The following is a 24,713-nucleotide window of genomic DNA, read 5'->3' on the forward strand; positions in this document are numbered from 1 at the left end:
TGTTCCGCATGAACCGCCGACTGGATAACGACCGTACCATTCGCGCCCCCCGCGGCAGCGAGATCAGCGCCAAGAGCTGGCTGACGGAAGCGCCCTTGCGCATGCTGATGAACAATCTCGATCCTGATGTCGCGGAGCGCCCGAGCGAACTCGTCGTCTATGGCGGCATCGGCCGCGCCGCGCGCGATTGGGAGAGCTTTGACCGGATCACCAACGCCCTGCGCAAGCTCGAGAACGACCAGACGCTGCTGGTCCAGTCCGGCAAACCAGTCGGCGTCTTCCGAACCCATGCCGACGCGCCGCGCGTGCTGATCGCAAACTCCAACATCGTTCCGCATTGGGCCACGCTCGATCATTTCAACGAGCTCGATCGCCTGGGCCTGATGATGTACGGCCAGATGACTGCGGGCTCCTGGATCTATATCGGCAGCCAAGGCATCGTGCAGGGCACTTACGAGACCTTCGTCGAGGTCGGACGTCGCCATTATGGCGGCAGCCTCGCCGGTAAATGGATTCTCACCGCCGGTCTCGGTGGCATGGGCGGGGCGCAGCCGCTGGCCGCAACGATGGCCGGCGCGTCGATGCTCGCGGTCGAATGCCAGCCGAGCCGCATCGAGATGCGGCTGCGCACCGGCTATCTCGACCGCCAGGCCGCGACGCTCGACGAAGCGCTGGCGACCATGACGGAGGCCGCGAAGACCAAGAAGGCGGTCTCGGTCGGCCTGCTCGGCAATGCCGCCGAGATCTTTCCGGAGCTGGTGCGCCGCGGCGTCAAGCCCGACATCGTCACCGATCAGACCAGCGCGCATGACCCGATCAACGGCTATCTGCCGAAGGGCTGGACGCTCGCCGATTGGGAAGCCAAGCGCGCCTCCGATCCGAAGGCGGTCGAGCGCGCCTCGAAGACGTCCATGGTCGAGCATGTCCAGGCGATGCTCGATTTCCATGCGCAGGGCATTCCGACGCTCGATTACGGCAACAACATCCGCCAGATGGCGCAGGACATGGGCCTGAAGAACGCCTTCGATTTCCCCGGCTTCGTGCCAGCCTATATCCGCCCGCTGTTCTGCCGCGGCGTTGGCCCGTTCCGCTGGGCCGCGCTCTCGGGCGATCCTGAAGATATCTTCAAGACCGACGCCAAGGTGAAAGAGCTGATGCCCGACGACAAGCATCTGCACAATTGGCTCGACATGGCGAAGGAGCGCATCAAGTTCCAGGGCCTGCCGGCGCGGATCTGCTGGGTTGGCCTCGGCGATCGCCATCGGCTCGGTCTTGCCTTCAACGAGATGGTCGCGCGCGGCGAGCTGAAAGCGCCGATCGTGATCGGTCGCGATCACCTCGACAGCGGTTCGGTGGCAAGCCCCAACCGCGAGACCGAGGCGATGAAGGATGGATCGGACGCCGTGTCCGACTGGCCCCTGCTCAACGCGCTGCTCAACTGCGCCAGCGGCGCGACGTGGGTCTCGTTGCATCATGGCGGCGGTGTTGGCATCGGCTATTCGCAGCACGCTGGCATGGTGATCGTGGCCGATGGCACGCCGGAGGCCGCAAAGCGCATCGAGCGCGTGCTCTGGAACGATCCCGCCAGCGGCGTCATGCGCCACGCCGATGCAGGCTACGAGACCGCGATCGACTGCGCCCGTGACAAGGGGCTCGATCTGCCGAGCCTGGCGAAGTAGTTAGTTGCTCACCAGCTTGGGCATCGTCATCTTCGCGCCGTCCATGAAAGTCTGGACGGCGTCGCGGACGATGGCGTCGAGATCAGGCGGGATCGGCGTCTCGTAGATGAATTTGCGGATGGCGAGATAAAAGATGCGGCCGTGCAGGCCCCAGAACAACTCGGTCTCGCGTTCGCTCAATGGGCGGGCCTTCGCGTCGGGCAGCTTCAGATCACGGCGCAACTCGGCCGCTGCCGGCTCGATGATCTCGCGCCTGACGATGTCGAGATAGCGGCCCGTGATGCCGAACGACTTCATGCCGGAGAAGACGAATATCCGCACCCAATTATACTCGAACACGCGCTCGACATAGTCGAGATAGAAGCGCGTCAGCCGCGCCTCCAGCGGCAGTGAGCGGTCGCGGATCATCGGGCCCCAATCGGGTGACCAGCGGCTGAGATAGACTTCCTGATACACCCGCTCGATCAGCGCTTCCTTGCTTGGGAAGTGGCGATAGATCGCCGAATGCGTGATGCCCATACGTTTTGCCAGTTCGCGGGTCTGGCCCTCGAAGCCACGCTCGGCGAAGAAGCGGATCGCCTCGCCCACGATCGCGCGCTCGCGATCGGCCGCGCGCATGTTGCGGCGCTTTGGCGCGGACTTAATGCCTGTCTCGATCCGCCCTCGAACCGATCGCTTCGCCGTCTTCTGCGTCTTTTTCGCCATTTTGCCGTGAATCGCGATCCCTTTTGCCTTCTTAGCCCAAAGGAGCATTTGTGACCAAATGGTCATTTCCTGTTGACCGTCCGCAGATGGCGTGTCAGGGTTTTGAGACCAGATGGTTACAAATCTGGCATCCCGGCTGATGAGCCGATGGATATCGAGGAAACGGCGGTGAAGGCGAGGGCTTTCAGCTATTTTCGTGCTGCGACGATCGACCAGGCGCTGGATGCCCATGCGCGCGCTGGCGATGACGCACGCTTCATCGCCGGGGGCCAGAGCCTGGTGCCGGCATTGTCGCTGCGGCTGCAGGCGCCGCGGCTCTTGATCGACATCACCCATATTGACGAGATGCGCGGCATCAGGCGCGAAGGTGGTTATTTGCGCATCGGTGCGCTGACGCGGCATTGCGAGATGCTGAGCGAGCCGCTGATCGCCGAGTTTGCGCCGCTGCTGCATGCGGCCGCGCCCTTCGTTGCCCATCGCGCGATCCGCAATCGCGGCACGTTCGGCGGCAGCGTCGCGCTCGCCGACCCGGCTTCCGAATTTCCGGCGATGACGCTGGCCCTTGATGCCGAGATCGAGATCGCGGGTGCCACGGGCACCCGGCGGGTGAAAGCCGACGACTTCTTCCTCGATTTGTTCGAGACCGCCTTGCAGCCGGGTGAGTTGATCACCGCGATCTACATCCCGCTGTTCAAGGCCGACCAGCGCTTTGCCTTCGACGAATTGGCGCGGCGGCGCGGAGATTATGCCCTGGTCGGCTGCGGCATGCTCGCCACCTTCGCCGGCGAGCGCATTGACGACATCCGCATTTCCTTCTTCTCGGTCAGCAACACGCCGACGCGGGTGAGGGGAGCTGAGGCAACCCTGATCGGCTCGAGCCTGGATGCGGAACGTATCGCCGCCGCGCAAGCTGCGCTTGAAGGCGATCTCGCGCCGCCCGACAGCGACGAGGTGTCGCCGGCGATGCGGCTGCATCTCGCCCGCGTGCTGCTCGGCCGCGTGCTCGGACGTCTGGGTGAGGGCGCATGAGCGGCTTTGATGAAACCCTGCTGGACGACGCAGACGAGACCGTGCGGGTTCGCTTCATCGTCAACGGCCGCAAGGTTGCCTGCGAGGTCGCGCCGCGTGAGACGCTGGTCGATTGCCTGCGCAATACGCTTGAGCTGACCGGCACGCATGCCGGCTGCGAGATGGGGGCCTGCGGCGCCTGCCTCGTGCAGCTCGACGGCCGCGCGGTGCATTCCTGCCTGATGTTTGCGGTGCAGGCGGATGGAGCGGCCATCAACACCATCGAGGGCCTCACCGAGAGCGGCGTGATCGCCGATCTCCAGGCCGAATTTCATCGTCGCAATGCGCTGCAATGCGGCTTCTGCACGCCGGGCATGCTGGTCAACGCGCACGAGTTGCTCTTGCAGGTGGCGCAGCCGAGCCGCGAGGAGATCCGCGACGCGCTGTCGGGCAATTACTGCCGTTGCACCGGATATGAGGCGATCGTCGATGCGATCGACGCGGTGGCCAAAGCGCGCAGCGAAGGCGGAGGCGCGACATGAGCGCGCCGCTGACCTCGCTCGACCGCCCGAACTCCTATATCGGCCGCTCCGTGCCACGCCCGAACGCAAAACGGCTGCTGGCCGGGCGTGGGCGATATATCAGCGACCTCAGGCTGCCGCGCATGCTCTATGCTGCGTTCCTGCGCAGTCCACATGCGCATGCCAAAATCGTCTCGATCAATACCGATGAGGCGCGCGCGCTCGAAGGCGTGCACCTCGTCGCGATCGGCGCTGACCTCGCAAAGATCTGCGCGCCATGGACCGGCACGCTCGACCATTTCAAAGGCATGACGTCTGCGCCGCAATTGCCGCTGCCGCTGGATCGCGTGGTCTGGGCCGGGCAGGCGGTGGTCGCCGTCGTCGCCGAGAGTAGGGCGATTGCGGAAGACGCGCTGGAGCTGATCGAGGTCGACTACGAGGACCTTCTCGCCGTTGTCGACATCGACAGTGCGCGCGACGCTGGCGGACCGGTGATCAACCCCGGCAGTGCTAACAACACCTGCTTTCGCGCCCAGCTCGACAACGGCACCGTTGACGACGCCTTTGCGCATGCGGCGCACGTGGTGGAAGAAGAATTCTCCTTCGGCCGCCACACCGCGGTGACACTGGAGCCGCGCGCCATCGTCGCGGACTATGATCCCGCCGCCGGCGCGCTCACGGTGCATCATGCCACACAGACGCCGTACCAATTCCAGGACCTTTATTCCCGCCACTATGGCATCCCCGAGGCCCGCGTTCGCGTGATCGCGACGGACATCGGCGGCTCCTTCGGGATGAAGCTGCATGTCTATCACGAGGATATGGCGGTGGTCGGTCTCTCGATCCTGCTCGGCCGTCCCGTCAAATACGTCGCCGACCGCATCGAGTCTTTTGTCTCCGACATCCACGCCCGCGACCACCGGGTCCGCGCCCGCATGGCGCTGGACGCCAAGGGCGAGATTTTGGCGATGGATGTGCTGGACCTGACCGCGATCGGCGCGTTCTCGACCTATCCGCGCACCAGCGTGGTCGAAGGCAATCAGGTGATCCGCCTGATGGGCGCGCCTTATCGCTTCAAGAACTATCGCGCCTCGCTGGAGGTGATTTTTCAGAACAAGGTGCAGACCAGCCAGTATCGCGCCGTCGGTCATCCCATCGCCTGCGCCGTCACCGAACGGCTGGTCGACATGGCCGCAGCCAAGGTCGGGCTCGATCCCTTCGCCATCCGCGCGCAGAACTTCATCGCGGACGATGCCTACCCGCAGACCTCGCCGACCGGCTACCGCTTCGAGGCGCTGTCGCATCAGGCCTCCCTGAAGCGCCTGCATGAGTTGATGAACTATGACGGCTTGCGCGCCGAGCAGGCGGACTTGCGCAAGCGCGGCGTCTATCGCGGCATCGGCATTGCGGCGTTCGTCGAGATCACCAATCCGAGCCCGGCCTTCTATGGTGTCGGCGGCGCGCGCATCTCCTCGCAGGACGGCGCGATCCTCAGCCTGACGCCGTCGGGCGAAGTCCGCTGCCTGATCTCGGTCACCGAGCAGGGGCAGGGCACCGAGGCGATCATCAACCAGATCGTGGCCGATCAGCTCGGCCTCGGGCAGGAGCACGTCAAGGTCATCACTGGAGATACCGAGGTGACACCGCATGGCGGCGCGACCTGGGCCTGCCGCGGCGCCGGCATCGGCGGCGAGACTGCGCTCCAGGCGACCCGTCTGCTCAAGCGCAACATTCTGGAGATCGCTGCTCTCATCCTTCAGGAGCAGCCATCGGCGCTCGATATTATTGATGGCGAGCTCGTCGACGCTGGCACGCGGAACCAGCGGATGCCGATCTCCGAGATCGCACGCATCGCCTATTTCCGTTCCGACACGCTGCCGCCGGGCACCCAGGCGCAGCTCACCGTCAGCCATCACTTTGCGCCGCAGGGCTATCCTTTTGCCTTCACCAACGGCATCCAGGGCTGCTCGCTGGAGGTCGATGTCGAGACCGGCTTCATCAAGATGTTGAAGCACTTCATCGTCGAGGATTGCGGCAGGGTCATCAATCCGATGCTGGTGGACGAGCAGCTCCGTGGCGGCATCGTGCAGGGGCTTGGCGCGGCGCTGTTCGAGGAATGCCGCTACAGCGAGACCGGCCAGCTGGTGAACGGCTCGCTCGCCGACTATCTCGTGCCGATGCCGACGGAGATGCCCGACATCGTCATCGCCCATGTCGAGACGCCGACCGCCGACACCGTGCTCGGCGCCAAGGGGGTTGGCGAGGCCGGCACGGCGGCCGCCTCGGCCTGTGTGCTCAATGCCGTCAATGATGCAATTGCGCCGTTCGATGCGACGATCAATTCGATCCCGATCACGCCCGTAAAAGTCCTGAAAGCCCTGAAGCGTTTCTAGAAAAAAACAGTTGGAGGAAATCATGCCCAAATCCGGTTCGACCCCGAAAATAACTCGCCGCACCGCGCTCGCTGGCCTGGCCGCAAGCGCGGCCCTGCTCGCCATGCCCCGGCTCGGCCGCGCCGCGGAAGAGACGATCCGTATCGGTTTCCCGACGCCGCTCACCGGTCCCTTCGCGGCCGAGGCGCGCGACCAGGTCAAATGCGCCGAGCTCGCTGTAAAATTGGTCAACGACAAGGGCGGCATCGGCGGCCGCAAGGTCGAGCTGCTGGTGCGCGACGACAAGCTCAATGCCGGCGAGGCCGCGACCCGCACGCTCGAGTTGATCGAGAAGGACAAGGTTCACGCCGTCGTCGGCGCGCTCTCCAGCGCTGTGCAGCTCGCGGTCAATGAGGTGACCCGCGCCCGCGGCGTGATCTACGTCTCGATCAGCCAGTCCGACACCATCAACGAAGCCAAGGATTTCAGCAAATACACTTTTCATGAGGCGCTGAACCCGCATATGACGACCGCTGCCGTGGCGCGGCAGACCCTGAAGAAGGGCATGAAGGTCGCGCACCTTGTGGCGGACTATGCCTATGGCCATGAAATGCTGCGCGGCTTCAAGCGCGCGCAGACGGCGATCGGCGCGGACAATGTCGGCGAGATCCTGCATCCGTTCGGCGCGGCCGATTATTCCACCTTCATGCCGCGCCTGATGTCGATGCGGCCTGACGTGCTTTGCATCTCCAATTTCGGCCGCGACCAGGCCAACGCGATCAAGCAGGCCGTGGATTTCGGCGTCAAGCAGCAGATGAAGATCGTGGTGCCCGTCATCCTGCACAACCAGCGGCTCGCGGTCGGTCCTGACGTGTTCGAGGGCGTGGTCGGCGGCGCCAATTACTATTGGGGCCTGGAGACGCAGAGCAAGTCGGCGGCCGCCTTCAACGCGGCGTTCAAGGCCGCCAATGGTGGCGCGATTCCGACCGATTACGGTGCCTATGGCTATTCCGGCGTCGGCTCCTTGCTTGCAGCCATGCAGACCGCCGGTGGCACCGACACCGACAAGGTCGTCGATGCCCTTGAGAAGCTGCAATACGATTTGACCAAGGGCCCGCAGCACTATCGCAAATGCGATCATCAATCGGTGCAGTCGGTGCTGGTGCTGGAGTCCAAGAAGAAGTCCGCCATGGCCAACGACAACGACCTGTTTGCGATCCTGGCCAACGATTCGGGCTCCGACGACATGCTGCGCAGCTGCAGCGAGCTCGGCCACGCGACGTAAGCCTCAACCGATGGACCTCTCGCTGATCATCATGCAGCTTCTCTCCGGGATCGCCCTTGGGGCGGTCCTGGTGATCACTGCGCTTGGACTGACGATCGTGTTCGGCATGCTCGGGGTGGTGAATTTCGCCCACGGCGCGCTGTTCATGATCGGAGCCTATGCGGGGCTGTATCTGGCATCGCTCACCGGCAGTTTCTGGTGGGGACTGCTGCTCGCTCCCATTTTGATCGGCGCCTTCGGCATGCTGATCGAGTTCGTCCTGATCCGCAGGCTCTATGGACGCTCGATCGACGATCCGCTGCTGCTCACCTTCGGCCTCAGCTATATCCTGGTCGAGGCTGTGCGCATCGTGTTCGGTAGCGACGGCATTCCGTTTCCGACCCCGCCGCAGCTGATCGGCGTGCTCGATCTCGGCGTCGGCTTCTTCCCGCGCTATCGGCTGTTCGTCATCGCACTGGTGGCGGCGGTGCTGGTGGTGCTCTGGCTGGCGCTGGAGAAGACCCGAATCGGCTTGATTGTGCGCGCTGGCGCCCGCGACCCCACCATCATGCAGGTGCTTGGCGTCGATATCGGCCGGGTCTGGCTCGCGATCTTCGGCCTCGGCGTCGGACTTGCCGCGCTCGGCGGCGTGCTCGCGGGTCCCATGCGTAGCGTCAATCCGGAAATGGGTTCGCTGGTGCTGGCTGAAGCCTTCGTGGTGACCGTGATCGGCGGCCTCGGCTCGATCGTCGGCGCAGTCGTTGCCGGCCTCATGATCGGCATCTCCATCAGCCTGGTGGCGCTGTTCGCCCCTGAGATGGCGACCATCGTCATGTTCGCACTGATGGCGGTGGTGCTGCTGATCCGCCCTGAGGGCTTGTTTGGCGTGAGAGGGAGGACCGTGTGACGTCACCATCGAGCGGCGAGGCGGTCGCCGAACCTGCGTCCAACGGACTTGGCTGGCTTCTCGAGCAACGTGTGCTGCTGTCCATTGCCGTGTTGGCCGTGCTGCCCTGGTTGCTGCCGTCGCAGGCGCTAGCGGTCAACGTGCTGATCTACGGCGTCGTGGTGATGGGCTACAATCTGCTGTTCGGTTACACCGGGCTGTTGTCGTTCGGCCAAGCCGCGTTCTTCGGCGCGGGCGCCTATTTCACCGGCATCGCGATCGGCCGCTACGGCGTGCCGTGGTTTGCCGCGGTGCCGATCGCCGTCCTGTTCAGCACCTGCCTCGCGGCCCTGATCGGCATCGTCTCGACGCGTACCCGCGGCATCTATTTCTCCATGGTGACGCTCGCGCTGGCCCAGCTGGTCTATTACGTGGCGCTCCAGGCCTCGTCTTTCACCGGCGGCGAGAATGGCCTGCGCGGGTTCACCGTTGACCGCATCAATCCGTTCGGTCTTCAGGTCAATTTCCTCGATCCCGTCAACAAATACTACGTGCTGATGGCCTTCGCGGCGCTGGCGATGTGGTTCCAGTCGCGCATCCTCAATTCGCCGTTCGGCGCGGTCATCGAAGCGGTCCGCGAGAACGAGCAGCGGGCCCGTGCCTGCGGCTATGACGTCGAGCGCAGCAAGCTCATCGTGTTCATGCTGTCGGGTGCGATCTCCTCGCTCGGCGGCTGCATGCTGGCGCTGCACCTGTCGATCGTGCCGCTGGACATCCTGCACTATCAGACCTCCGGCATGATCGTGATGATGGTGCTGCTCGGCGGCGCCCGCAGCTTCTTCGGACCGTTCGTCGGCGCAGCGGCCTTCCTGATCCTGGAGGACGTCATCTCGGTCTGGACTCCACACTGGCAGCTCTTCGTCGGCGCGATCTTCGTGCTGTTCGTGCTGTTCCTGCCCAAGGGCATCTGGGGCACGCTGCTCGACACGCTTCGAGTCGGAAAGGCGCGGTCATGAGCAGCGAGTTGCTGCGCGCCGAGGGAATCGGCAAGCACTTTGGCGGCTTCGTCGCGCTCGAAGGTATCACGATGTCCTTTGCGGCGGGACAGCTCACCTCGATCATCGGGCCGAACGGCGCCGGCAAGAGCACTTTCTTCAACATCCTCTCCGGCGCGCTGACCCCGACGTCGGGCAAGCTGCACTTCAGGGGACGCGAGCTGAACGGCCTGCCGCAGCACCGCTTCGTGCATCAGGGCATCTCGCGCTCCTACCAGATCACGAACATTTTTCCGGACCTCTCCGTCCATGAGAACGTGCGCGTCGCGGCGCAGGCGCTGACCGTGAGCTACGATATCTGGCGCAACCGTGCCCGGCTGACTGAGCTGAATGCGCGCGCCGATACGGCGCTAGAAGCAGTCGGGTTGCTCGCCAAGCGCGGCGAGCTGGCAAAGTTCCTGTCGCACGGTCAGCAGCGCGCGCTGGAGATCGCGATTGCGCTAGCCTCGGAGCCGCAGTTGCTGCTGCTGGACGAACCGACTGCTGGCATGGGACCGGAAGAGACCAAGGACATGGTCGCGCTGCTCGAACGGCTCGCCGAGAAGCGCACCGTGCTGCTGGTGGAGCACAAGATGAAGATGGTGCTGGGCCTGTCCAAACGCGTCGTGGTGCTGCATCACGGCCGGCTACTTGCGGACGGCGCGCCCGATGAGATCAGGAGCAACCCCGAAGTCCGCCGGGTTTACCTCGGACAGAGTGAAGGCTATGGCTGAGACTGCGCTGCTCGCAATCAATGACCTCCACGCCTGGTATGGCGCAAGCCACATCCTCCACGGCATCTCGCTGCACGTGAGCCCGGGCGAGGTGGTGGCGCTCGTCGGCCGCAATGGTGCCGGCAAGACCACGACCTTGCGGGCGATGATGGGGTTGATGCCGAAGGCGACGGGCCGCGTGCGCTTTGCGGGCCAGGAGTTGTTGCCGCTGCGTGCGCATCAGCGGTTCCATCTTGGTCTTGCTTACGTGCCCGAGGAGCGCCGCATCGTCCCCGGGCTTTCCGTGCGTGAGAATCTGCGGCTCGGGCTCGTCGCGGCCGGTAGCGTGATCGAGGAGCGCGCCGCGATCGACGAGATCGCCGAGACCTTTCCGCGCCTGAAGGAGCGGCTCGATCAGGAAGGCGTGACGCTTTCGGGCGGCGAGCAGCAGATGTTGGCGATCGCGCGCGCGCTGATCGCCAAGCCAAAGATGATCCTGCTCGACGAGCCTTCGGAAGGCATCATGCCGGTTCTGGTCGAGGAGATGGGCGTGCTGTTCCGCCGCCTGCGCGACGAAGGCAAGACGCTGCTGCTGGTCGAGCAGAACGTCGAATGGGCTCTGCGGCTCGCCGACCGCGCCGTGATCATCGACCAGGGCGAGGTGGTGCATCAAAGCAGCGCCGCGGCACTGCTGGCGGACAAGGACATTCAGGAACGTTACTGCGCGGTCTGACCGCCTATATACCGGCGGCCTCGCGCGAGCATCTCACCCAAGAGTCTTGCCGAGTTCGTTGAGCTTTGCGATCGCAGCCTTGCCGACGTCGGCGATGTTCTTCTCCGCGCGCGCGGCGAGCTCGCGATCGGCCTCAAAACTCTTTCTGACGGCATTGACGCTCTCGCGGACCTGGGGGCCGATAGCGGGGTCGCTGATTGCCTTCTTCACCGCGCCGTCGTCGAACGCCTTGACGGTCTGGTCCTGATCAGCAGCGCGAGCGCTGTTCCCGCTCGCGGTTTCTTCGAGCGCGAGGCCAAGCGCCTTGTCCAGGAGTTCCTGCAAGGCCGCGAGCGGACCTTCGGTGGCCGAGCTGGTTGTGCTGATCTTGAAACCCGGCGTATCCGGCACGAACAGCACGGTGCCACGCGCGAGCTTGTTCAGATCGGCATGCGGATTTACCTCCTGCAAGGCCTTCAATGCGGCTTCGCTGCGGACATGACTCAGGTTGGCATGCAGCAGCTTCTCGCTGACGGCCTTGAGCTTTGTCTCTTCTCCGACGACGAAGGTGCGCATGGAAATACCTCCCGAAATTAGCCGATCACGTTAAGTGGCGCCCACGGCGTATTAGCGATGCCGCCGGGGATGCTGATGCCGCCGTTGGTGATGTTGCCAATCACAACGACCGACCGCGCGCCGGTGAGCCTGATCGAACCCTCGCCGCTGCGCACCCTGTTGGTGCTGATGATCGCCACGGCACTCTCCAGCAACACCCCGCCAGCCTTGCTGCCGGCTTCCACGCGATTGTCGTTGAACAGGCATTCCTGGCCCACCACCAGGAGCACGGCGGGCGCAGGTCCGCGTCCGGTCAGCGTGTTGCCGATAATGCCGGCGCGCGCGCCTTCGGTGTCGTTGGCGGCGAGGCTGGCCCTGACAAACGCATAGTCTACGCCGAGCGCGAGGATACGCCCGTCGCCGAGCCGGATTGCGACCTTCTCGCCTGCTTGTCCGAATGGCACGCGCGGATTGACCTCGGCCGTGGTCAGCGCGAACCAGTTGCCGGTCGAATCGTCGGGGGCTGGCGTGAGGTCGCGCTGCACGCTGTTATGGTTGACTTCGATCTGGGTCTGCGGCGCGCGCAGCATGATGCCGGCGCTGGTGCCGACAAAGCCCTTGGCGGGGGCGACCTCGACGATCTCATTGCCGCTGACACGGGGACGGTTGACGCCAAAGGTGAGAACGCCGGCGCGCAACGTCGATTTCACGGCCGTAACGCCAATCGCGCGAACCTGATTGCCGGCGATCGTGGCGCTATCGGCGCGGATCACCTCGATGCCGACCACAGTGCCGTTATCGCTCTCGGTGGCGGGCCCGATGTTGCGGATATGGTTGTTCTCGATCGAGACGGCAGCCGCGTCCGTCGCACCGCCGAGCATGATGCCGGCGCCGCAGGTGTCGATTGCGTTGAGCTTGATGATCAGGTCCTGAGATGGGGCAACCACCTTGATGCCGGCGGCGCCAAAGCCGTGGATCTGGTTGGCGAGGATCTGCGCGGTCGCCGTGCTGCGGCGGTCTAGCCCGGGGATCAGCCTGATCCCGACATGATCGCCTTGCGACCAGTTGCGCAGTTGGTTGCGTTCGATCCAGAGCCCGGCTGCGGCGCAGGCGATGCCGTTGGCGGTGAGATTGCAACTGTTGCCGTCGATTGCGAGCGACGCGCCAGGAAGCGCGAAGCCCTGTGCCGCAATGGCGGTGTCGGTGCAGCCGATGATCTCGTTGTGCGCAATTCGCGTGGCGAGCAGATGCAGCACCTCGTCGGCGAAGGCGATGGCGCCGCGCTGGCATAGCAGCACATTCTCCTCGATCGTCATCGCGGCGGTCAGCAGGAAGCCAGCGCCGCCCTCCACGCCCTTCAACGCGCCCCCTGCAATCGCAACCGGCGCGAAGATCGCGTTCTCGGCCAGCTTCGCGCCGCCAATCACGCCGTGTAGCACCACCGCCGGAAGCTGGGCATTCTCGGTGCCGAGTGCCGCGATGGCGAGCCGCGTCAGGCCAAGGCCGATGCAGGTCGAGACGTCGATCGTGGGATCGCGCGCGAGCGAGATGATCGCGAGGTCTTCAATCGCGATCGCAAAGGAGTCCTGGATGGCGAAGGCGCCGGTCGGCGCTACCAGCAGCGTCGCCGGGCCCTTGCCGACGATACGGATCGATTTCGCCTGGTTGATCGTTACAGCCGCTTTCAGCACGTAGTGGCCGGGGCCGAGGCAGATGGTGCCACCGGTCTCGCGCACCTTGTTGACGGCGTCCTGGATGGTGAAGCTTCCGCTCTCGTGCTGCTCGACCGTGACGCAGGCCGTACAGGCGCAGTCATGGCCGCCGCCTTCCGGCGGCCAGGGGTGGCGGCAATCGGTGACGCTCTTGGCACCGACATCCCAGATGCCGAGGCGCGCATAATGGTGGTGGATGCCGCGCGGCGGGGCGCGGTCGAGCAGCTCGACGCTGGCGTCCGCCGTGCGAGCGGCGAAGGCCCACCAGTCGCCGGCGCGAAACCCCGCAGGTCCGGTCGAATCGAAGCTGACGGTGACGCCGTCCTCGAGCAGCACTGTCGTGCCCGCAGCCGGCACCTTGATGACACCGGTCGATCCAGCCGCGTCGAGATCGCCGATCTGCACCGGCGTGCCGCTGGCATCGGTCCGGAACACCTTTCCCTTCTGATCCCAGCGGCGCACCCGCAGATTGGTTGTTTTCGGCCAGTCGTTGCTGGGGAATCCCGGCGGCAGCATCAGGGCCGGCAGCGCCGGCGCGAAGGTGATGCGGCGGGTCGCCTCTGTGACGGTGATGCGGCGCATCTCGCCCGCTTTTTGCGAGAACTCCCTGGCGTCGTCGATGATCTCGACCCAATCGCCGATGTTGAAACGCAGCACGTCGTCGCGCCCGAGGCTGTCGAGCTCGAGCTCGGTCGCCGAGATCATGCTGGCGACGCGCGAGCCGACGCTGGCATTTTCGCGCGACCATTTGAAGGTCGCGGTGCCGCCGGGCTGGCCGGGATCCTGGATTTCGACCCGGTAGAGCTGGTTCTCGAGGCCGCGGAAGCCGCCGGTCGGTGGCAACTCGCAAGGATCGTCCGTTGGCGCTGCGTCGAATGTGCCCGTCGTCAGCACGCCGGTCGATGGTGCGATCACCGTAGTCCAGCCGGGCATGTCGTCGTCTGGCGTTACGCAGCTGGTGTTGTCGCCGGCGTCAGTATCGAGCACGCGCACCTGCCACACCGTCTGGAGCCGCGAGCTGGTTTCGACGCCGACGGCGATCTCGACCAGTTCAGGCCGCTCCAGATAAGTCAGCTCGCGCTCCCAGACGTCGAGATAGACGAGATGGCGGCCGGCGGTCGGCAGCGGCGGCCGCACCGCCGCCGGCAGATAGGGCTGCGTCTCGTAGGTGAGCTTGTCGGTGAAAACAGTCTCGGCCATGAGTTCGTCGAACAGGCGCTTATCGGGATCGGAGAGGCCATGGTTCTCCGCGAGCAGGCCGTCGACATAGAGCCTGCCCTTGCCGATCTCAAGCGAGTTGCCGGCGACGCCGAGCTTGAAGCCATCAGGCGTGGTCGAGGAGACCGTGGCGCGGCCGAGAATGTCGCTGGCGAGCGCGCGCAGCCGACGGTCGAGGATCGCCATCAGCTCGTTGGCGTCGCCGTCCAGCAGCACCGCACCCTGTTTCAGCTCCAGACCGGCGAAGTCGAGCAACGGGTCGAGACGAACGCGTGAAAGGTCGGCACCCATGATAGCCTCCGATGCTCTCGGTCAACTCGCGAAAAACAGGCCCGCGTGCAGGCCGAAACGTAGATATTCCTCCAGCCGCAGCCTGAGATTGGCCTCGCGCTGCGGCTGGAATAATGCGTTGAGCACGCCGATCTCGCTGTCATTGTCGCCGCCGGCGCGGATCGACAGACTGGTGGTGCGGCGGAGCTGCACATAGCCAGGGTCGCCATAGCGAAGCGAGGTGAACAGCGGCAGCGCTGAAGGGGCCGCATCGTTCGGCACGCAATGGAATTTACGCGGCGTGATCGAACCCGGCGGCACGTAGCAGAAGCGGACGCAGCCCTCCTGGCGACGCTGGACCAGAAGCGGCGCGATCCATTTTTCCGCGGGCTTCGGACCGAGCTTTGCGAAGAGGATGGAGTTGGAGGCGAGCTTCAATAGCTTCGTGTGAATCTTGCCGATGACGGTGCATTGGGCGACGGTCAGTTCGGCGCCTGTGCCGCCTGCGTCATCGGCGGCAAAGGCGACATTCTCTGGCGCGCTGGCATCGATGATGCAATCGGTCAACGTTATCTCGGCGTCGGTGACAGCGTGGATCGGGCCGGTGATGCAGCGCTCTAGCGTCACCTTGGCGAAGGGATGCTCGATGATCAGGCTCGGCGTGCCGGGTGAGACCGGGCTGCCGTCGCCATTCAGGGTGAGTCCAGGCACCAGCGTGCAGTCACGCAGCACCAGCTCCCGCGGCTCGACATCGGCGAACGCTGCCAGCCGCAACGCGCCACCGGAGATCGCGAGCCCGTCGAGCGTGAGGCGTCCGCGGGCGCCGATGTCGAGCGTGATCTCGCCGCTTGCGGCCAGCAGAGGGCGGGTCTGGTCGTGCGCGGCGACCACGACATGGTGCGGCGTGGCATTGCCGAGGACGTCGTCAACCTCGAAGGTCGGTGTCTCCGCATAGGTCAGGCTGTCGCCAACGATGAGACGGCCACCAGTCCTGATCAGGTCGAGTTTGGATTGCCAGGCGCCGCTGGCGTTGACGGTTTGCTCGTTGCCGATATCGCTGTTGGCCGGGATACGCGGATATTCGCCGCCGCCGATCTGGCGCGCGGTGCCGTAGTGGAAGGTCGCGAGCAGCGGCCCGTCGGCGGCGGCACCCAGCAGCACGCGGCCGCGCTCGGGGTCGAAGCCGATCGTGCCCGCCGCCACCTGGGCCTCATGCGCCCAGCCGATCACATTGCCGCCGCCATCGAGGATGTCGCGGAGATCGCAGACGCGGACCTTCGCCGTCGGCACCGGCACGGGCGGAGTGCCTGGCGTGAAGAACACGAGGCTCTCTCCGTCGCCATAATCGTCGTCGCGCTGCGTGTCCGGCTGCGCGGTCGCCTGCGTCGCGCGCACGGCCATGGCCATCAGCCGTACCGACAGCGGCTCCGGCACGTTGATGGGCTCGGCCAGATGAGAAATATCGGTCTCGGACTGCGCGAAGCGGAACAGCCGCATATCCGCGCCGAGCGGATTGAGACGGAATTTCCGACCGCTTGCGTCGCCTGCGACAGGCGTCAGCGGCAGCGCCGTGAGCGACAGCGACAACAGTCGCCACAGGAAGATGCCGATATTGGGGATGTTGTAGCGCCCGGCGCCCGTCTCCGGCCGCCGCATCTCGGCGGTGTGCGCGATGCTGTTGAAGGCGCCGTCGCGCCGGAACAGCGCCGCGGTGTCGCGCAGATTGCAAGTCGCCGGCGCGTGCAGCCGGATGTGCTTCATGTATTGCGTCGTGGCCAGTTGCTCGAAATATTCGACCGCATGGGCCGGCCAGCCGGTCACGTCATGCGCGAGCTCCTCCAGCATCAGCGCGGTGCCCTTGCGGCGGCGGAAGGCGATGGTGTCGGCAACTTCCGCACGCGGCGAGGTCAGTTCGCCGCCGAGTCCGCGCAGCGGCCGGTAGCCGATGAGATCGCCGATGTAAGGCGTGACCCATTCGGCGCAGGTTTCGATGAACTGGTCGTCGTAGAGCTGGTCGACGGACTCTTCCAGCGCGGCGAATTCGCGAGCAAAAGCCGCCAGCAGGGCCTGAAGCGGACCAGTCGTGGCGGGATCGCCTGCCAGCGCCGCGTCGCGCAGCCGGTGCAGCGCCGGCAGCAGGCCATAGAGCCGCTCAGCGGTGAGGCTGTTCATGCCATCTCCTCCAACTGGGCGAACGGCGCCGGGTCCAAGGTCAGAAGCTCGCTCGGCCTTGCGATGCCCTGCTCGACATGCATCCGCGACGCCAGCAACCGGACTTGGCGCGAGGGAATGGTCTGGGCATAGGGTGTCGTGCCGCCATAGAGCTTGACGAGGTCGATGGCGACGATTCCAGGCACAGATTGCGCCGCCGCGATCACGTCGGATTGCTGCACAGCCTGGCCGAGCTCACGCGTGTCGAAGGCAAAGTGCGTACGCAGCGCGGCTTCGACCGCGGCCAGTACAGCCTTGGCGTCGAAATCGGGATCGCGCTTGACCTTCAGTCCAATCCGGAACGTGCTGGACTGGTAGGGCAGCAGTGCCACCGCGACATGCGGATCGCCCCCAGCCTTGAGCGCGGCGAGCAAATTGATCCACACCGGGCTTGCGGAATTGACGGGCGCGCCGGGCGGCCCCGCGATCGTGATGGCGACGGTCTTTCCCCGCGGCAGTTGCAGCACCTGCGCCTGCGCCTTGGCAACGCCGGTGAAGGCGCTGGCAAAATCCTCGTAGTCGAGAACGGACACCACGCGGCCGAGCGTGCGCGCGCCGAGCGGAATGCTGCGCCGCGCGGCATCAGCCGGCTCCGGGTCATTGCCGCCCTCGGCGGCGAGCGGGTTGCTGACGCCCTTGAGTCCGAGCGGGCGCGACAGCAACTGGCTCAGGGTCTCGGCGCGGACATTGCCGGCGATGCCGATGCCCTTGCGATAGGTGGCGCGGACATTGTTGAGCCCGCTCGGCAGCCGTGCGCCGCTGGCTCCGTCGCCGAACTTCACGAGATTGCGGCCCTGCTCGTCGACATCGAGCGCGAAAGCGTGATCGGTCGCGGCCGCACCGTACAGGGTCGTGCGCTCGTGCCATGCGATCTCGCCGATCCGCAGCGTCAATTCGCTCGCGGCGCCGCTCTCATTTGCGGCAGCGCGATAGGTCAGCGGCACCTGCTTCAGCTCGAATTGCTGGAACGGCTGGGCCGCATCGCCGGAGCCGAGGATCTGCGTCACCGTCTCGCCATGCGAGGCCGTCACGACATTGGCGTGGACGACCACGCTGCCACGCTCGAGACCGTTGGCAAGCGGTGGGTCGATTTGAAGCGTGCAGCGACCGGAATCGACTGTTTGGACGGACACCAGCGTCGCCTGCACGACCACCGCTTGGCCATCGGCGGCGCGATTGCCGCGCACGAGCAGCCGCCGCCCGGGGACGAAGCCATCGGCACCGACGGCAGCGGGGATGCTGTCGCCCGTTACGGCGTCGTCGACGGGGTACGGAGCCAGTTTGAGATCCTCAGACTGCGCGAAGACGGTACAGCGCCGAACCTGGTCCTGATAGCGATCGTAATTGGACCCACGCAATTGCAACCGCGTGACCTTGCCGGCGAGTGCGAACTCCGCACGCGACGTCTCGTCCGCATCGGCGACCTTAAAGACGTCTAGATGCGAGCCCAGATCGAGGACGACGTCCGAGTTACCGATGGCCTTGACGACGATCTGTATGGAACCCCTTGCGGCCATCGAAAGCACGACGTAGCCGCCGGTGCGGACCTCTGAATAGACTGTATCGAGATCGATGAAGCCGCCGTCGTTGGTCGCGCCCGCAGGCGAGATGGCATAGTCAGGCCAGTCCTTCGCGTTGCTTCCGTTTGGATAGTTGCTGCGAAAATCAGCAGACATCGACATCCACATCGGCGCGTTGTGGCCGAACGGCGCGGCGCGCTTGCGCAGCGCATACACCTTGGAATCCTGCGTCGCTTCGACGTTGGTCAGGCCGACACGCCAGGTGACCTTGGTGCGATCGAAATCCGATTGCAGCTCGACGCTGTCGATGAAGCGGAAGTCCCAATTGGTGTCATTGGTGCCGGGATCGAAGGCGTCGCCGACGATCAGCAGCGCATCGCCCGGCTTCAGATTGTTGCGCTGGCCGGCGAGGTAGGTGACCGTATCTTCCTTGCCCGGCCGCCTTGTCTCCGCCATCCATGGCCGGATCGCATTCCAGGCCGGCCGTGCGACGTCCAGCCGCTCGACGGTTTCAAAAGTCTGCGGCTTCTCGCCCGGCCCTGGCAGGCTCTGCACCTTGGTGCCGATGTCGATCGAGACCTGCGCGGGCACCCCGGTGACGAAGCTGCCCGGCTCGGGCGACAGTTTTGGCGGCGGCGCAGGCGGCGTTTCCAGCGTGAAGGCGAGCCAGGTCTCGGCGGCAACGCCGGGCCGCAGACGGTAGCCGATCAGCCGGCCCATCTCCTGGAGCGAAACCCGCTCCAGCGCAGTGCGAAGATAGGATTCGTTGGCGATGCGCTCCTGGTAGAAGGTCAGTACGTCGGCGGCGCAGGCGAAGGCGTCGATCAGGCCGATGGTGAAATCGTCGTCGTTACGGCTTTGCAACTTGCCGAGTGGGCCGAACGCGGCAGATGACAGCGCAGCATGCAGGCTATCGCGGAACTGGGCGTAGTCGCCGACCCGGTAGGCGATGGCGGAAAGGCCGTAGCGGTTCGAGATGCCTTGCGGCGTCTCGGCTTCGACGCCGGCGCAGCAGCCGCAGCTTTCGCTGCCGGCAGGCAAAGCGGGCGGCTTGATGACCGGGATGGGTAGCGTCATTTGCCGCCTCCCGCTTCGATGATGAGCCGGCCGCGCTCGCGGAAGCTCGGGTTGTTGGCGAGCTGCGCGATCTCGAGGCTGCCGATCGGGATTACCTCGTCTTTCAGTGATGTCGCGAGTGGAGAGATGAATCGCTGGAATTTCTCGGCCTGCACCGCCTCGACGCCCTCGACCGCCTGTGCAGCTGCGATGATGCGGCTGAGATAGACGGGATCGCCGAAGGAGAAATTGTCGGGGTGGAATAGGCCGAGCGTGCCGTCAGGCAGCACCGTGCTCGACAGCACCGTCCGTACCACTTGGGCGACCTCGGCGCGGAAATAGTCCGGCTTGACGCAGACATGCAGCGTGACGTCGAGCGGCACGTAGCGCGGCGGACGCACGTCGAGATCGTAGCCGGCCATCCTGAACCGCTCGAGATGGTTGCGCACTTGTGCCGCGAAGGGGGCGTCGACGGCGCCGCCGCCGAAGCGGTCGGGCGTCACGAACACGGTGTACCAGCTGCCGGTCCAACGGAACGTCGCGGCGGCGCGCTGCACATCGGCGCGCCGCTCAGTCGCGGCGGCGTAGTCGGCTGCCGTCACCGCTCGCTCCTGGGTGCGGAAGGCCTGCGGCGCGTCGCGCCGTGCCGCCTCGATGGCCTCGGGGTCGATGCCGCCGGAGGCAGGAAGCGGGTTGCGCACGGCGGTGAACACGCCATTCGTCGCGCTGACGATATGCGCGATGGCCTCAGCGCCGACATTGCCTGCCGTGCCGTTGCCGATCCGGTAGGTCGCGGTGAACGCGGTATCCTCCGCGGGCCGCTTGCCGAGCAGGCCGTCGCCGAACCGCAGCAAAGCGCGGCTGTGGTTGTCGATCTCGACGACGACGTGGGGCATATTGCCGGCGCTGTCGATCAGATCGCGCCTCGGCAGCCAATGTTCCGTAGTGCCGGCGACTTGTCCGGTGAGATCGACAATGGCGGGAGTGGCATCACGCGGCGACAAAAGAGCGAACGCACTCGCCGCCCACCACGGTGTGTCCTTGCTGACGGGAACGGCGAGCAGCGCGCCGAGATCGAAGGATTGCGTCAACGGGCTGTTCGCCAATGCCGGGCGGAAGCGGGCCGGCACGGTCACATCCGGGATCGACGTGCAGCAATTGCCTGGCGCTGACGAGGCCTGCTTCAAGGTCGCGCGTGGCATCGTACCGAGATGCTCGGGCGCCAGCGTGCGGCCGTGATCGACGAGCACGATATTTCCGCGGGCAACGCTGATCGCGAGCTCGGGGCGATCTTCGACCGTCAGGCGCAGCGGGAAGGGCAGCGCGTCAGCCTCGCTCCAGGCGATCTCGGTGACGTCGATGGGGCCGTCGACCGGCGGCTCGTCGAACAGCCCGCCGGACGGATCGGTCGAGAGCACGATTTCGGTCAGCCGCGCCGCCCAGCGATGCCCGGGATCGGCATCATCAGGAGACAGCGTCGTCGGGCTGATGACCTCTTCGAAGATCAGGATGTCGCCGACCGCGAGTGTGTCGATGTGCCCGCGCAACGTCGCGCGCGTGGTGCCGCGCGGCAGGCAGCAGCCTTTGTTGCCCCAGGCGTAGAAGGTGAGGCTGTTCTGCTGCTGGTCGAGCACGGCGGGCCCCACGGTCTCGAAGATCTCGGCGCCGCCATCGATCGCATCGGTCAACTCATGCGAGCCCGGCGTCAGCACCAAGTCAAGCCCGGGGACGCGGGTGAGCAATTGCGTGCCCTTGTCCAGAGCTATGTCCTGCCCGTTCACGTCGAAATGCACGAAGGCGCGCGCGTTGCAGCCCTCGTGCAGGTGGTAGTCGACCAGCCGGGCATGGCGCCGTACCGAGATGCGCTGCCGCGCGGTCGCGAGATAGGCTTCGTTGGCGATCGCATCCTGGCGGTAGGCGAGGTTGTCGGCGGCATAGGCGAGTAGTTCGACAAGGGTCACGCCGAGATCGGCTGCGGAGCGTTCCTGCCAGCCGGGAACGAGCAGGCTCAGCCGGTCGAGCATCAGCCGGCGAAAGCCCTGATAGTCGCGCGCGAGATAGTCGATAACGGGCCGCGGGCGCGGCACCGGTGGGCAGGGCGTGGTATCCGCGCAGTCATAGTCCGAGGGGCATTCGATCTTGAAGGTGAAGTCGATCGCCGACAATTTTGGATCGAAGCCGGCCGGCGGCAGGACCGAGCCGGAATTGGCAAAAATGCCGAAACTGTAGATCGAGTAATCGCCGCTGCCGTCGGTGCGGACCACCAGCGTGCGGGGGAGATCGTCGATGGTGTCGACCAGTCCGGGTTCGGCTTCGGGTGGCAGCGCGTCGGCTGGCGCGCACCAGATCACACCGACGGTTGCGATCCGCTCGCCGCCGGTGATGCGCAGATTGTCCGGCGAAAGTGCAAAGCCGGAATGCAGCAGCCGCACCAGCAGGGTCTGTTGCCGCGGCGCGCCGGGCGGGGACGCGAGGTCGAGCACCTCGATGAACTCGATGGCGTTGGCGCTGCCCTTGGCCTTGAGCACTTCGAGCCGGCGTGGGTCGCAGCAATGTTGCTTCATGCCGCGCCTCCCGGAACTGCAAAGTCCGCGACGTGGCTGGTGCGGTCGGCCAGCACGACGTAGCGGATCTCGACGCGCAACACCGCATCGTCATTGATCACTTCGACCGAATTCACGGCGATCAGGTGCGCGAGATGCTGGTGCAGCGCGGCTTGTGCCAGCATCTGCGTGGTCGCGGCGAGCGTCACCGAATTGGGCTCGAATACCAGCGCCAGCAGCCCCGCTCCGAAATCCGGTCGCATCACCCGTTCGCCCTGTGCGGTGAACAGCACCTGCTCGATCAGGTCGCGGATGTGATCGGGGCGATCGGTCGTGGCCGTGCGGCCTTGATCGTCGAAATGATAGGGGAAATCGAGCTCGTTGCTCATCTCATCCTCCCCTTAAGTGGCCAGCACGCGCGTCTGCGCGACGACGGGCAGCATCGGCGTGCCCGTCGGCGTGCAGACCGATTGGCCCATCATGGTCGCGGCCGGCGCGCCGCCGATCATCACCCGCGCCGCGCCCACCACCATCTGCGCGGTGACGCAAGGCGGCGCCGAACCGGTCAGCGAACAGCCTGCAATCGCATAGGGGCTGGTGAGATTGACGGCGGGCTGGCCGGACAGCATCACGCGCGGGAACGGCGAGACCGGCATCGCCTGTCCGGCATGGCTGCACAGCACGGTGGCGCCAAGATGCAGGACGGGAGCAGGCATGTGTTCCTCCTAGATCACGGTGAGCGCGCCGAGATTCACGTCAACGGTCGGTCCGGTCATGGTGATGACCGCACCCTTGCCATTGGAAATGGTAATGCCGACGTCGCTGACAGAGATCATCGCGCCGGTGGTGGTCTGCATCAGGATGCCGCCGGTCGGTCCCGGCACGTCGCTGATGGTGAGACCGTTCTTCAAAGGGGTCTGCAGCGTTATGCCCGGCACGCCGGGCGGTATCGCATGGGCGAGCACCGGCACTTCGGCAGCGCTGCCCCAGTAGCATCCGACCCAGACCGGATAGTCAGGATCGCCGCGCTCGAACTCGATCCAGACGCCGGCGCCGATGACGGGCACCGAGAAGAAGCCGGCATTGATGCCCGCGGTCGGCACGCAGGGCATCGCCCAGCTCGTCGGGATCACGGCGCCGACGTCCGGCACCATCACCTGGATCCGGCCGATCTGGAGCGGATCGATGTTGTTGATCACCACCGCGCGATATTTTCCGAAGAGGGGCGTATCGCTCATGTCGGCACCTGCGGCACGGTCGAGATCAGCGCGTTGCGTGCAAGCGAGAACGACTGTTTGTAGGAGCCGCGCTCGATCTCGTGGGTGACGTTCTTGACATAATAGAGCCCGTCATACGGCAGGCCCGCGCCGCGCACGCCGACCAGCTGTCGCGACTTCAGCAAACGGCCATATCTGGCGACGTCGAGCTTGCCGTTGCCGAACACGCTGTCGCTGTGCTGGCTCGCATAGGCAAGCCCCGCCATCAGCGCCTGCGGTGCGGACAGATGCGCGGTGTTGGCGAGCTTCTCGATCTTCGGCGGTAGCGGCGGCACGGCGCCGAGCGGCGGGCTCATCGGCGTGATGTCGGGGATCGGTACCGGGATCGGAGCCTTGCTGTTGGCCTCCTGGAAGAACACGATCGGCATGATCTTGCGTTCTTTGTCGAAGTTGAACGAGATCTCCTCGACATTGGTGAGCGCATCCATGTTGGTGGTGAGCGCCGGCTGCGGCGCGCCGAAGCGGATCTCCGGTCCCCAATAGGCCTTTGAGGCGCCGGGCGCCGGGCCCGCCTCGAGATAGAAGACATAGCCGGCCTCGCCCGCGAGCTTCTTGACGTAGGCGTAGTCGCTGCCCTTCTGCTGCGGGATCTGCTGCACCGGGATCGGGGGGATGTCGAGCACGCTCGGGATCACCATCGGGATCACGCCGAGGGCGGCGTATTTGGCAAGGATCGCGAGCACCCGCACCGAGGGCGGCATCGCCGGGAAGGGCAGGCCGGGCAGCTCGATGATGTCCATTAGCGCCGACATGTCCTTGCCCTTGATCACCAGCTTGCCGACGCCGCCGGAGCCGGGCTGGGTCTCGACATTGGTGACCATGCCGTCGATGATGGATTCGGCCGTGCCGTTGATGGTGACGATCAGCACGACGCGGAGCAGCGGCGGCAGCGCACCGCCGCCGGCGAGCAGGAAGATGGTACGCAATGGCGAACGCACCGGCAGGTCGAAGGTCAGCTCAAAGCCGCTCTGCGCATCGCCCGATCCGATCTCGATCTTGGCGTGGGTCAGCGTCTCCAGCACCTCGCGCGGCGCCGGCACCGGCGACGGGCCGATCTGGAGCGAGAGCTGGACGCCGCCTTGCATCATCGGGAATGGTCTCCCTACAGCCCGTTCGGACGCGGGATCTGCACCCGCTCGCCGGGGGTGTCGGTGAGCTCGAACGGATCGGTCACGACATTGGCGTCGGCGATCCGCCAATACAGTTCGGGATCGCCGAGCGTCACGGATGCCAGCGTGTCCGGCCGTTCGCCGGCATTGACGATGTGCTCGCCGGCGATGCCGATATCGCGGCCTTGCGGAATGAAGCGGCGCAGCACATAGGCGACGCCGGGATCGTCGGCACTGCGCTTCAATCGTCCGATCGCCGTGCCGTGATAGCGGCTGTTCGACGCGAATGTATTGTCCGGAAACGCACCGGCATCGATCAGCATCTGGACGGGATCCGAGGACATGTTG

20 protein-coding genes are annotated in these 24,713 nt (G+C 65.4%); 9 read left to right on the plus strand and 11 right to left on the minus strand.

The features are described 5' to 3' along the window. The first annotated feature begins 8 nt into the window (after positions 1–8). A complete protein-coding gene (gene hutU, locus B5V03_RS33580) occupies positions 9–1,679 on the plus strand; it encodes a urocanate hydratase (protein ID WP_129274661.1) in 1,671 nt (556 codons plus the stop codon). On the opposite strand, the gene B5V03_RS33585 is transcribed toward hutU, so the two are convergent. Beyond that, positions 1,680–2,297, minus strand: a complete 618-nt coding sequence (locus B5V03_RS33585; protein ID WP_164988486.1) for a TetR/AcrR family transcriptional regulator — start codon at positions 2,295–2,297, stop codon at positions 1,680–1,682. A gap of 255 nt (positions 2,298–2,552) precedes the next feature. On the opposite strand from B5V03_RS33585, the gene B5V03_RS33590 reads away from it, so the two are divergent. From B5V03_RS33590 to B5V03_RS33625, 8 genes are read left to right on the plus strand one after another with little or no spacing between them, the layout of a single operon-like run. After that, on the plus strand, positions 2,553–3,413 hold the full coding sequence (locus tag B5V03_RS33590) for an FAD binding domain-containing protein (RefSeq protein WP_129274944.1): 861 nt from the start codon (positions 2,553–2,555) through the stop codon (positions 3,411–3,413). Further along, positions 3,410–3,934, plus strand: coding sequence for a (2Fe-2S)-binding protein (locus B5V03_RS33595; RefSeq protein WP_129274663.1), 525 nt, complete (start codon positions 3,410–3,412; stop codon positions 3,932–3,934). Before B5V03_RS33590 ends, B5V03_RS33595 begins: the two co-directional genes overlap by 4 nt. Further along, on the plus strand, positions 3,931–6,306 hold the full coding sequence (locus B5V03_RS33600; RefSeq protein WP_129274664.1) for a xanthine dehydrogenase family protein molybdopterin-binding subunit: 2,376 nt from the start codon (positions 3,931–3,933) through the stop codon (positions 6,304–6,306). The genes B5V03_RS33595 and B5V03_RS33600 overlap by 4 nt, the downstream gene beginning before the upstream one ends. Before the next feature lie 22 nt (positions 6,307–6,328). Then, positions 6,329–7,570 carry an ABC transporter substrate-binding protein gene (locus B5V03_RS33605; RefSeq protein WP_129274665.1) on the plus strand — a complete coding sequence of 414 codons (1,242 nt, stop codon included), beginning with the start codon at positions 6,329–6,331 and terminating at the stop codon, positions 7,568–7,570. Positions 7,571–7,580: 10 nt separating this feature from the next. Further along, complete coding sequence (locus tag B5V03_RS33610; protein ID WP_129274666.1) at positions 7,581–8,456, plus strand: branched-chain amino acid ABC transporter permease; 876 nt, start codon at positions 7,581–7,583, stop codon at positions 8,454–8,456. Further along, the gene (locus B5V03_RS33615; RefSeq protein WP_129274667.1) at positions 8,453–9,451 is read left to right on the plus strand and encodes a branched-chain amino acid ABC transporter permease; all 999 of its coding nucleotides are present in this window, start codon (positions 8,453–8,455) and stop codon (positions 9,449–9,451) included. Before B5V03_RS33610 ends, B5V03_RS33615 begins: the two co-directional genes overlap by 4 nt. Continuing rightward, the gene (locus B5V03_RS33620; RefSeq protein ID WP_129274668.1) at positions 9,448–10,203 is read left to right on the plus strand and encodes an ABC transporter ATP-binding protein; all 756 of its coding nucleotides are present in this window, start codon (positions 9,448–9,450) and stop codon (positions 10,201–10,203) included. The genes B5V03_RS33615 and B5V03_RS33620 overlap by 4 nt, the downstream gene beginning before the upstream one ends. Further along, positions 10,196–10,915 (plus strand): ABC transporter ATP-binding protein, encoded by a 720-nt coding sequence (locus B5V03_RS33625; protein WP_129274669.1) that lies wholly within the window; start codon positions 10,196–10,198, stop codon positions 10,913–10,915. The genes B5V03_RS33620 and B5V03_RS33625 overlap by 8 nt, the downstream gene beginning before the upstream one ends. A 33-nt stretch (positions 10,916–10,948) precedes the next feature. On the opposite strand, the gene B5V03_RS33630 is transcribed toward B5V03_RS33625, so the two are convergent. The 10 genes from B5V03_RS33630 to B5V03_RS33675 are packed head-to-tail and all read right to left on the minus strand — an operon-like array spanning position 10,949 to position 24,709. Next, positions 10,949–11,470, minus strand: coding sequence for a hypothetical protein (locus B5V03_RS33630; RefSeq protein ID WP_129274670.1), 522 nt, complete (start codon positions 11,468–11,470; stop codon positions 10,949–10,951). A gap of 17 nt (positions 11,471–11,487) precedes the next feature. Further along, on the minus strand, positions 11,488–14,670 hold the full coding sequence (locus tag B5V03_RS33635) for a DUF6519 domain-containing protein (protein ID WP_129274671.1): 3,183 nt from the start codon (positions 14,668–14,670) through the stop codon (positions 11,488–11,490). A 21-nt stretch (positions 14,671–14,691) separates the two neighbouring features. Next, positions 14,692–16,821 (minus strand): hypothetical protein, encoded by a 2,130-nt coding sequence (locus B5V03_RS33640; RefSeq protein ID WP_129274672.1) that lies wholly within the window; start codon positions 16,819–16,821, stop codon positions 14,692–14,694. After that, positions 16,818–19,457: a putative baseplate assembly protein gene (locus B5V03_RS33645; protein WP_129274673.1), complete on the minus strand. Its 2,640-nt coding sequence runs from the start codon at positions 19,455–19,457 to the stop codon at positions 16,818–16,820. The genes B5V03_RS33640 and B5V03_RS33645 overlap by 4 nt, the downstream gene beginning before the upstream one ends. Then, complete coding sequence (locus B5V03_RS33650) at positions 19,454–22,000, minus strand: putative baseplate assembly protein (RefSeq protein WP_129274674.1); 2,547 nt, start codon at positions 21,998–22,000, stop codon at positions 19,454–19,456. The genes B5V03_RS33645 and B5V03_RS33650 overlap by 4 nt, the downstream gene beginning before the upstream one ends. Beyond that, complete coding sequence (locus B5V03_RS33655) at positions 21,997–22,368, minus strand: GPW/gp25 family protein (RefSeq protein WP_129274675.1); 372 nt, start codon at positions 22,366–22,368, stop codon at positions 21,997–21,999. Before B5V03_RS33655 ends, B5V03_RS33650 begins: the two co-directional genes overlap by 4 nt. Before the next feature lie 12 nt (positions 22,369–22,380). Further along, positions 22,381–22,695, minus strand: coding sequence for a hypothetical protein (locus B5V03_RS33660; RefSeq protein WP_129274676.1), 315 nt, complete (start codon positions 22,693–22,695; stop codon positions 22,381–22,383). 9 nt (positions 22,696–22,704) lie between these two features. Beyond that, positions 22,705–23,217, minus strand: coding sequence for a phage baseplate assembly protein V (locus tag B5V03_RS33665; RefSeq protein WP_129274677.1), 513 nt, complete (start codon positions 23,215–23,217; stop codon positions 22,705–22,707). Beyond that, positions 23,214–24,344 (minus strand): hypothetical protein, encoded by a 1,131-nt coding sequence (locus B5V03_RS33670; RefSeq protein WP_129274678.1) that lies wholly within the window; start codon positions 24,342–24,344, stop codon positions 23,214–23,216. Before B5V03_RS33670 ends, B5V03_RS33665 begins: the two co-directional genes overlap by 4 nt. A gap of 14 nt (positions 24,345–24,358) precedes the next feature. Further along, positions 24,359–24,709, minus strand: coding sequence for a Base plate wedge protein 53 (locus tag B5V03_RS33675; RefSeq protein ID WP_129274679.1), 351 nt, complete (start codon positions 24,707–24,709; stop codon positions 24,359–24,361). Between the last annotated feature and the right edge of the window lie 4 nt (positions 24,710–24,713).

Source organism: Bradyrhizobium betae, assembly GCF_004123905.1.
In the GTDB taxonomy this organism is placed as follows: Bacteria; Pseudomonadota; Alphaproteobacteria; order Rhizobiales; family Xanthobacteraceae; genus Bradyrhizobium; species Bradyrhizobium betae_A.

Coding starts and splice junctions, on each gene's coding strand:
- B5V03_RS33605 (WP_129274665.1), top strand. CDS start 6,329: ATGCCCAAATCCGGTTCGACCCCGAAAATAACTCGCCGCACCGCGCTC.
- B5V03_RS33620 (WP_129274668.1), top strand. CDS start 9,448: ATGAGCAGCGAGTTGCTGCGCGCCGAGGGAATCGGCAAGCACTTTGGC.
- hutU (WP_129274661.1), top strand. CDS start 9: ATGAACCGCCGACTGGATAACGACCGTACCATTCGCGCCCCCCGCGGC.
- B5V03_RS33670 (WP_129274678.1), bottom strand. CDS start 24,344: ATGATGCAAGGCGGCGTCCAGCTCTCGCTCCAGATCGGCCCGTCGCCG.
- B5V03_RS33655 (WP_129274675.1), bottom strand. CDS start 22,368: ATGAGCAACGAGCTCGATTTCCCCTATCATTTCGACGATCAAGGCCGC.
- B5V03_RS33625 (WP_129274669.1), top strand. CDS start 10,196: ATGGCTGAGACTGCGCTGCTCGCAATCAATGACCTCCACGCCTGGTAT.
- B5V03_RS33640 (WP_129274672.1), bottom strand. CDS start 16,821: ATGAACAGCCTCACCGCTGAGCGGCTCTATGGCCTGCTGCCGGCGCTG.
- B5V03_RS33595 (WP_129274663.1), top strand. CDS start 3,410: ATGAGCGGCTTTGATGAAACCCTGCTGGACGACGCAGACGAGACCGTG.
- B5V03_RS33660 (WP_129274676.1), bottom strand. CDS start 22,695: ATGCCTGCTCCCGTCCTGCATCTTGGCGCCACCGTGCTGTGCAGCCAT.
- B5V03_RS33600 (WP_129274664.1), top strand. CDS start 3,931: ATGAGCGCGCCGCTGACCTCGCTCGACCGCCCGAACTCCTATATCGGC.
- B5V03_RS33675 (WP_129274679.1), bottom strand. CDS start 24,709: ATGTCCTCGGATCCCGTCCAGATGCTGATCGATGCCGGTGCGTTTCCG.
- B5V03_RS33665 (WP_129274677.1), bottom strand. CDS start 23,217: ATGAGCGATACGCCCCTCTTCGGAAAATATCGCGCGGTGGTGATCAAC.
- B5V03_RS33630 (WP_129274670.1), bottom strand. CDS start 11,470: ATGCGCACCTTCGTCGTCGGAGAAGAGACAAAGCTCAAGGCCGTCAGC.
- B5V03_RS33645 (WP_129274673.1), bottom strand. CDS start 19,457: ATGACGCTACCCATCCCGGTCATCAAGCCGCCCGCTTTGCCTGCCGGC.
- B5V03_RS33610 (WP_129274666.1), top strand. CDS start 7,581: ATGGACCTCTCGCTGATCATCATGCAGCTTCTCTCCGGGATCGCCCTT.
- B5V03_RS33635 (WP_129274671.1), bottom strand. CDS start 14,670: ATGGGTGCCGACCTTTCACGCGTTCGTCTCGACCCGTTGCTCGACTTC.
- B5V03_RS33650 (WP_129274674.1), bottom strand. CDS start 22,000: ATGAAGCAACATTGCTGCGACCCACGCCGGCTCGAAGTGCTCAAGGCC.
- B5V03_RS33585 (WP_164988486.1), bottom strand. CDS start 2,297: ATGCGCGCGGCCGATCGCGAGCGCGCGATCGTGGGCGAGGCGATCCGC.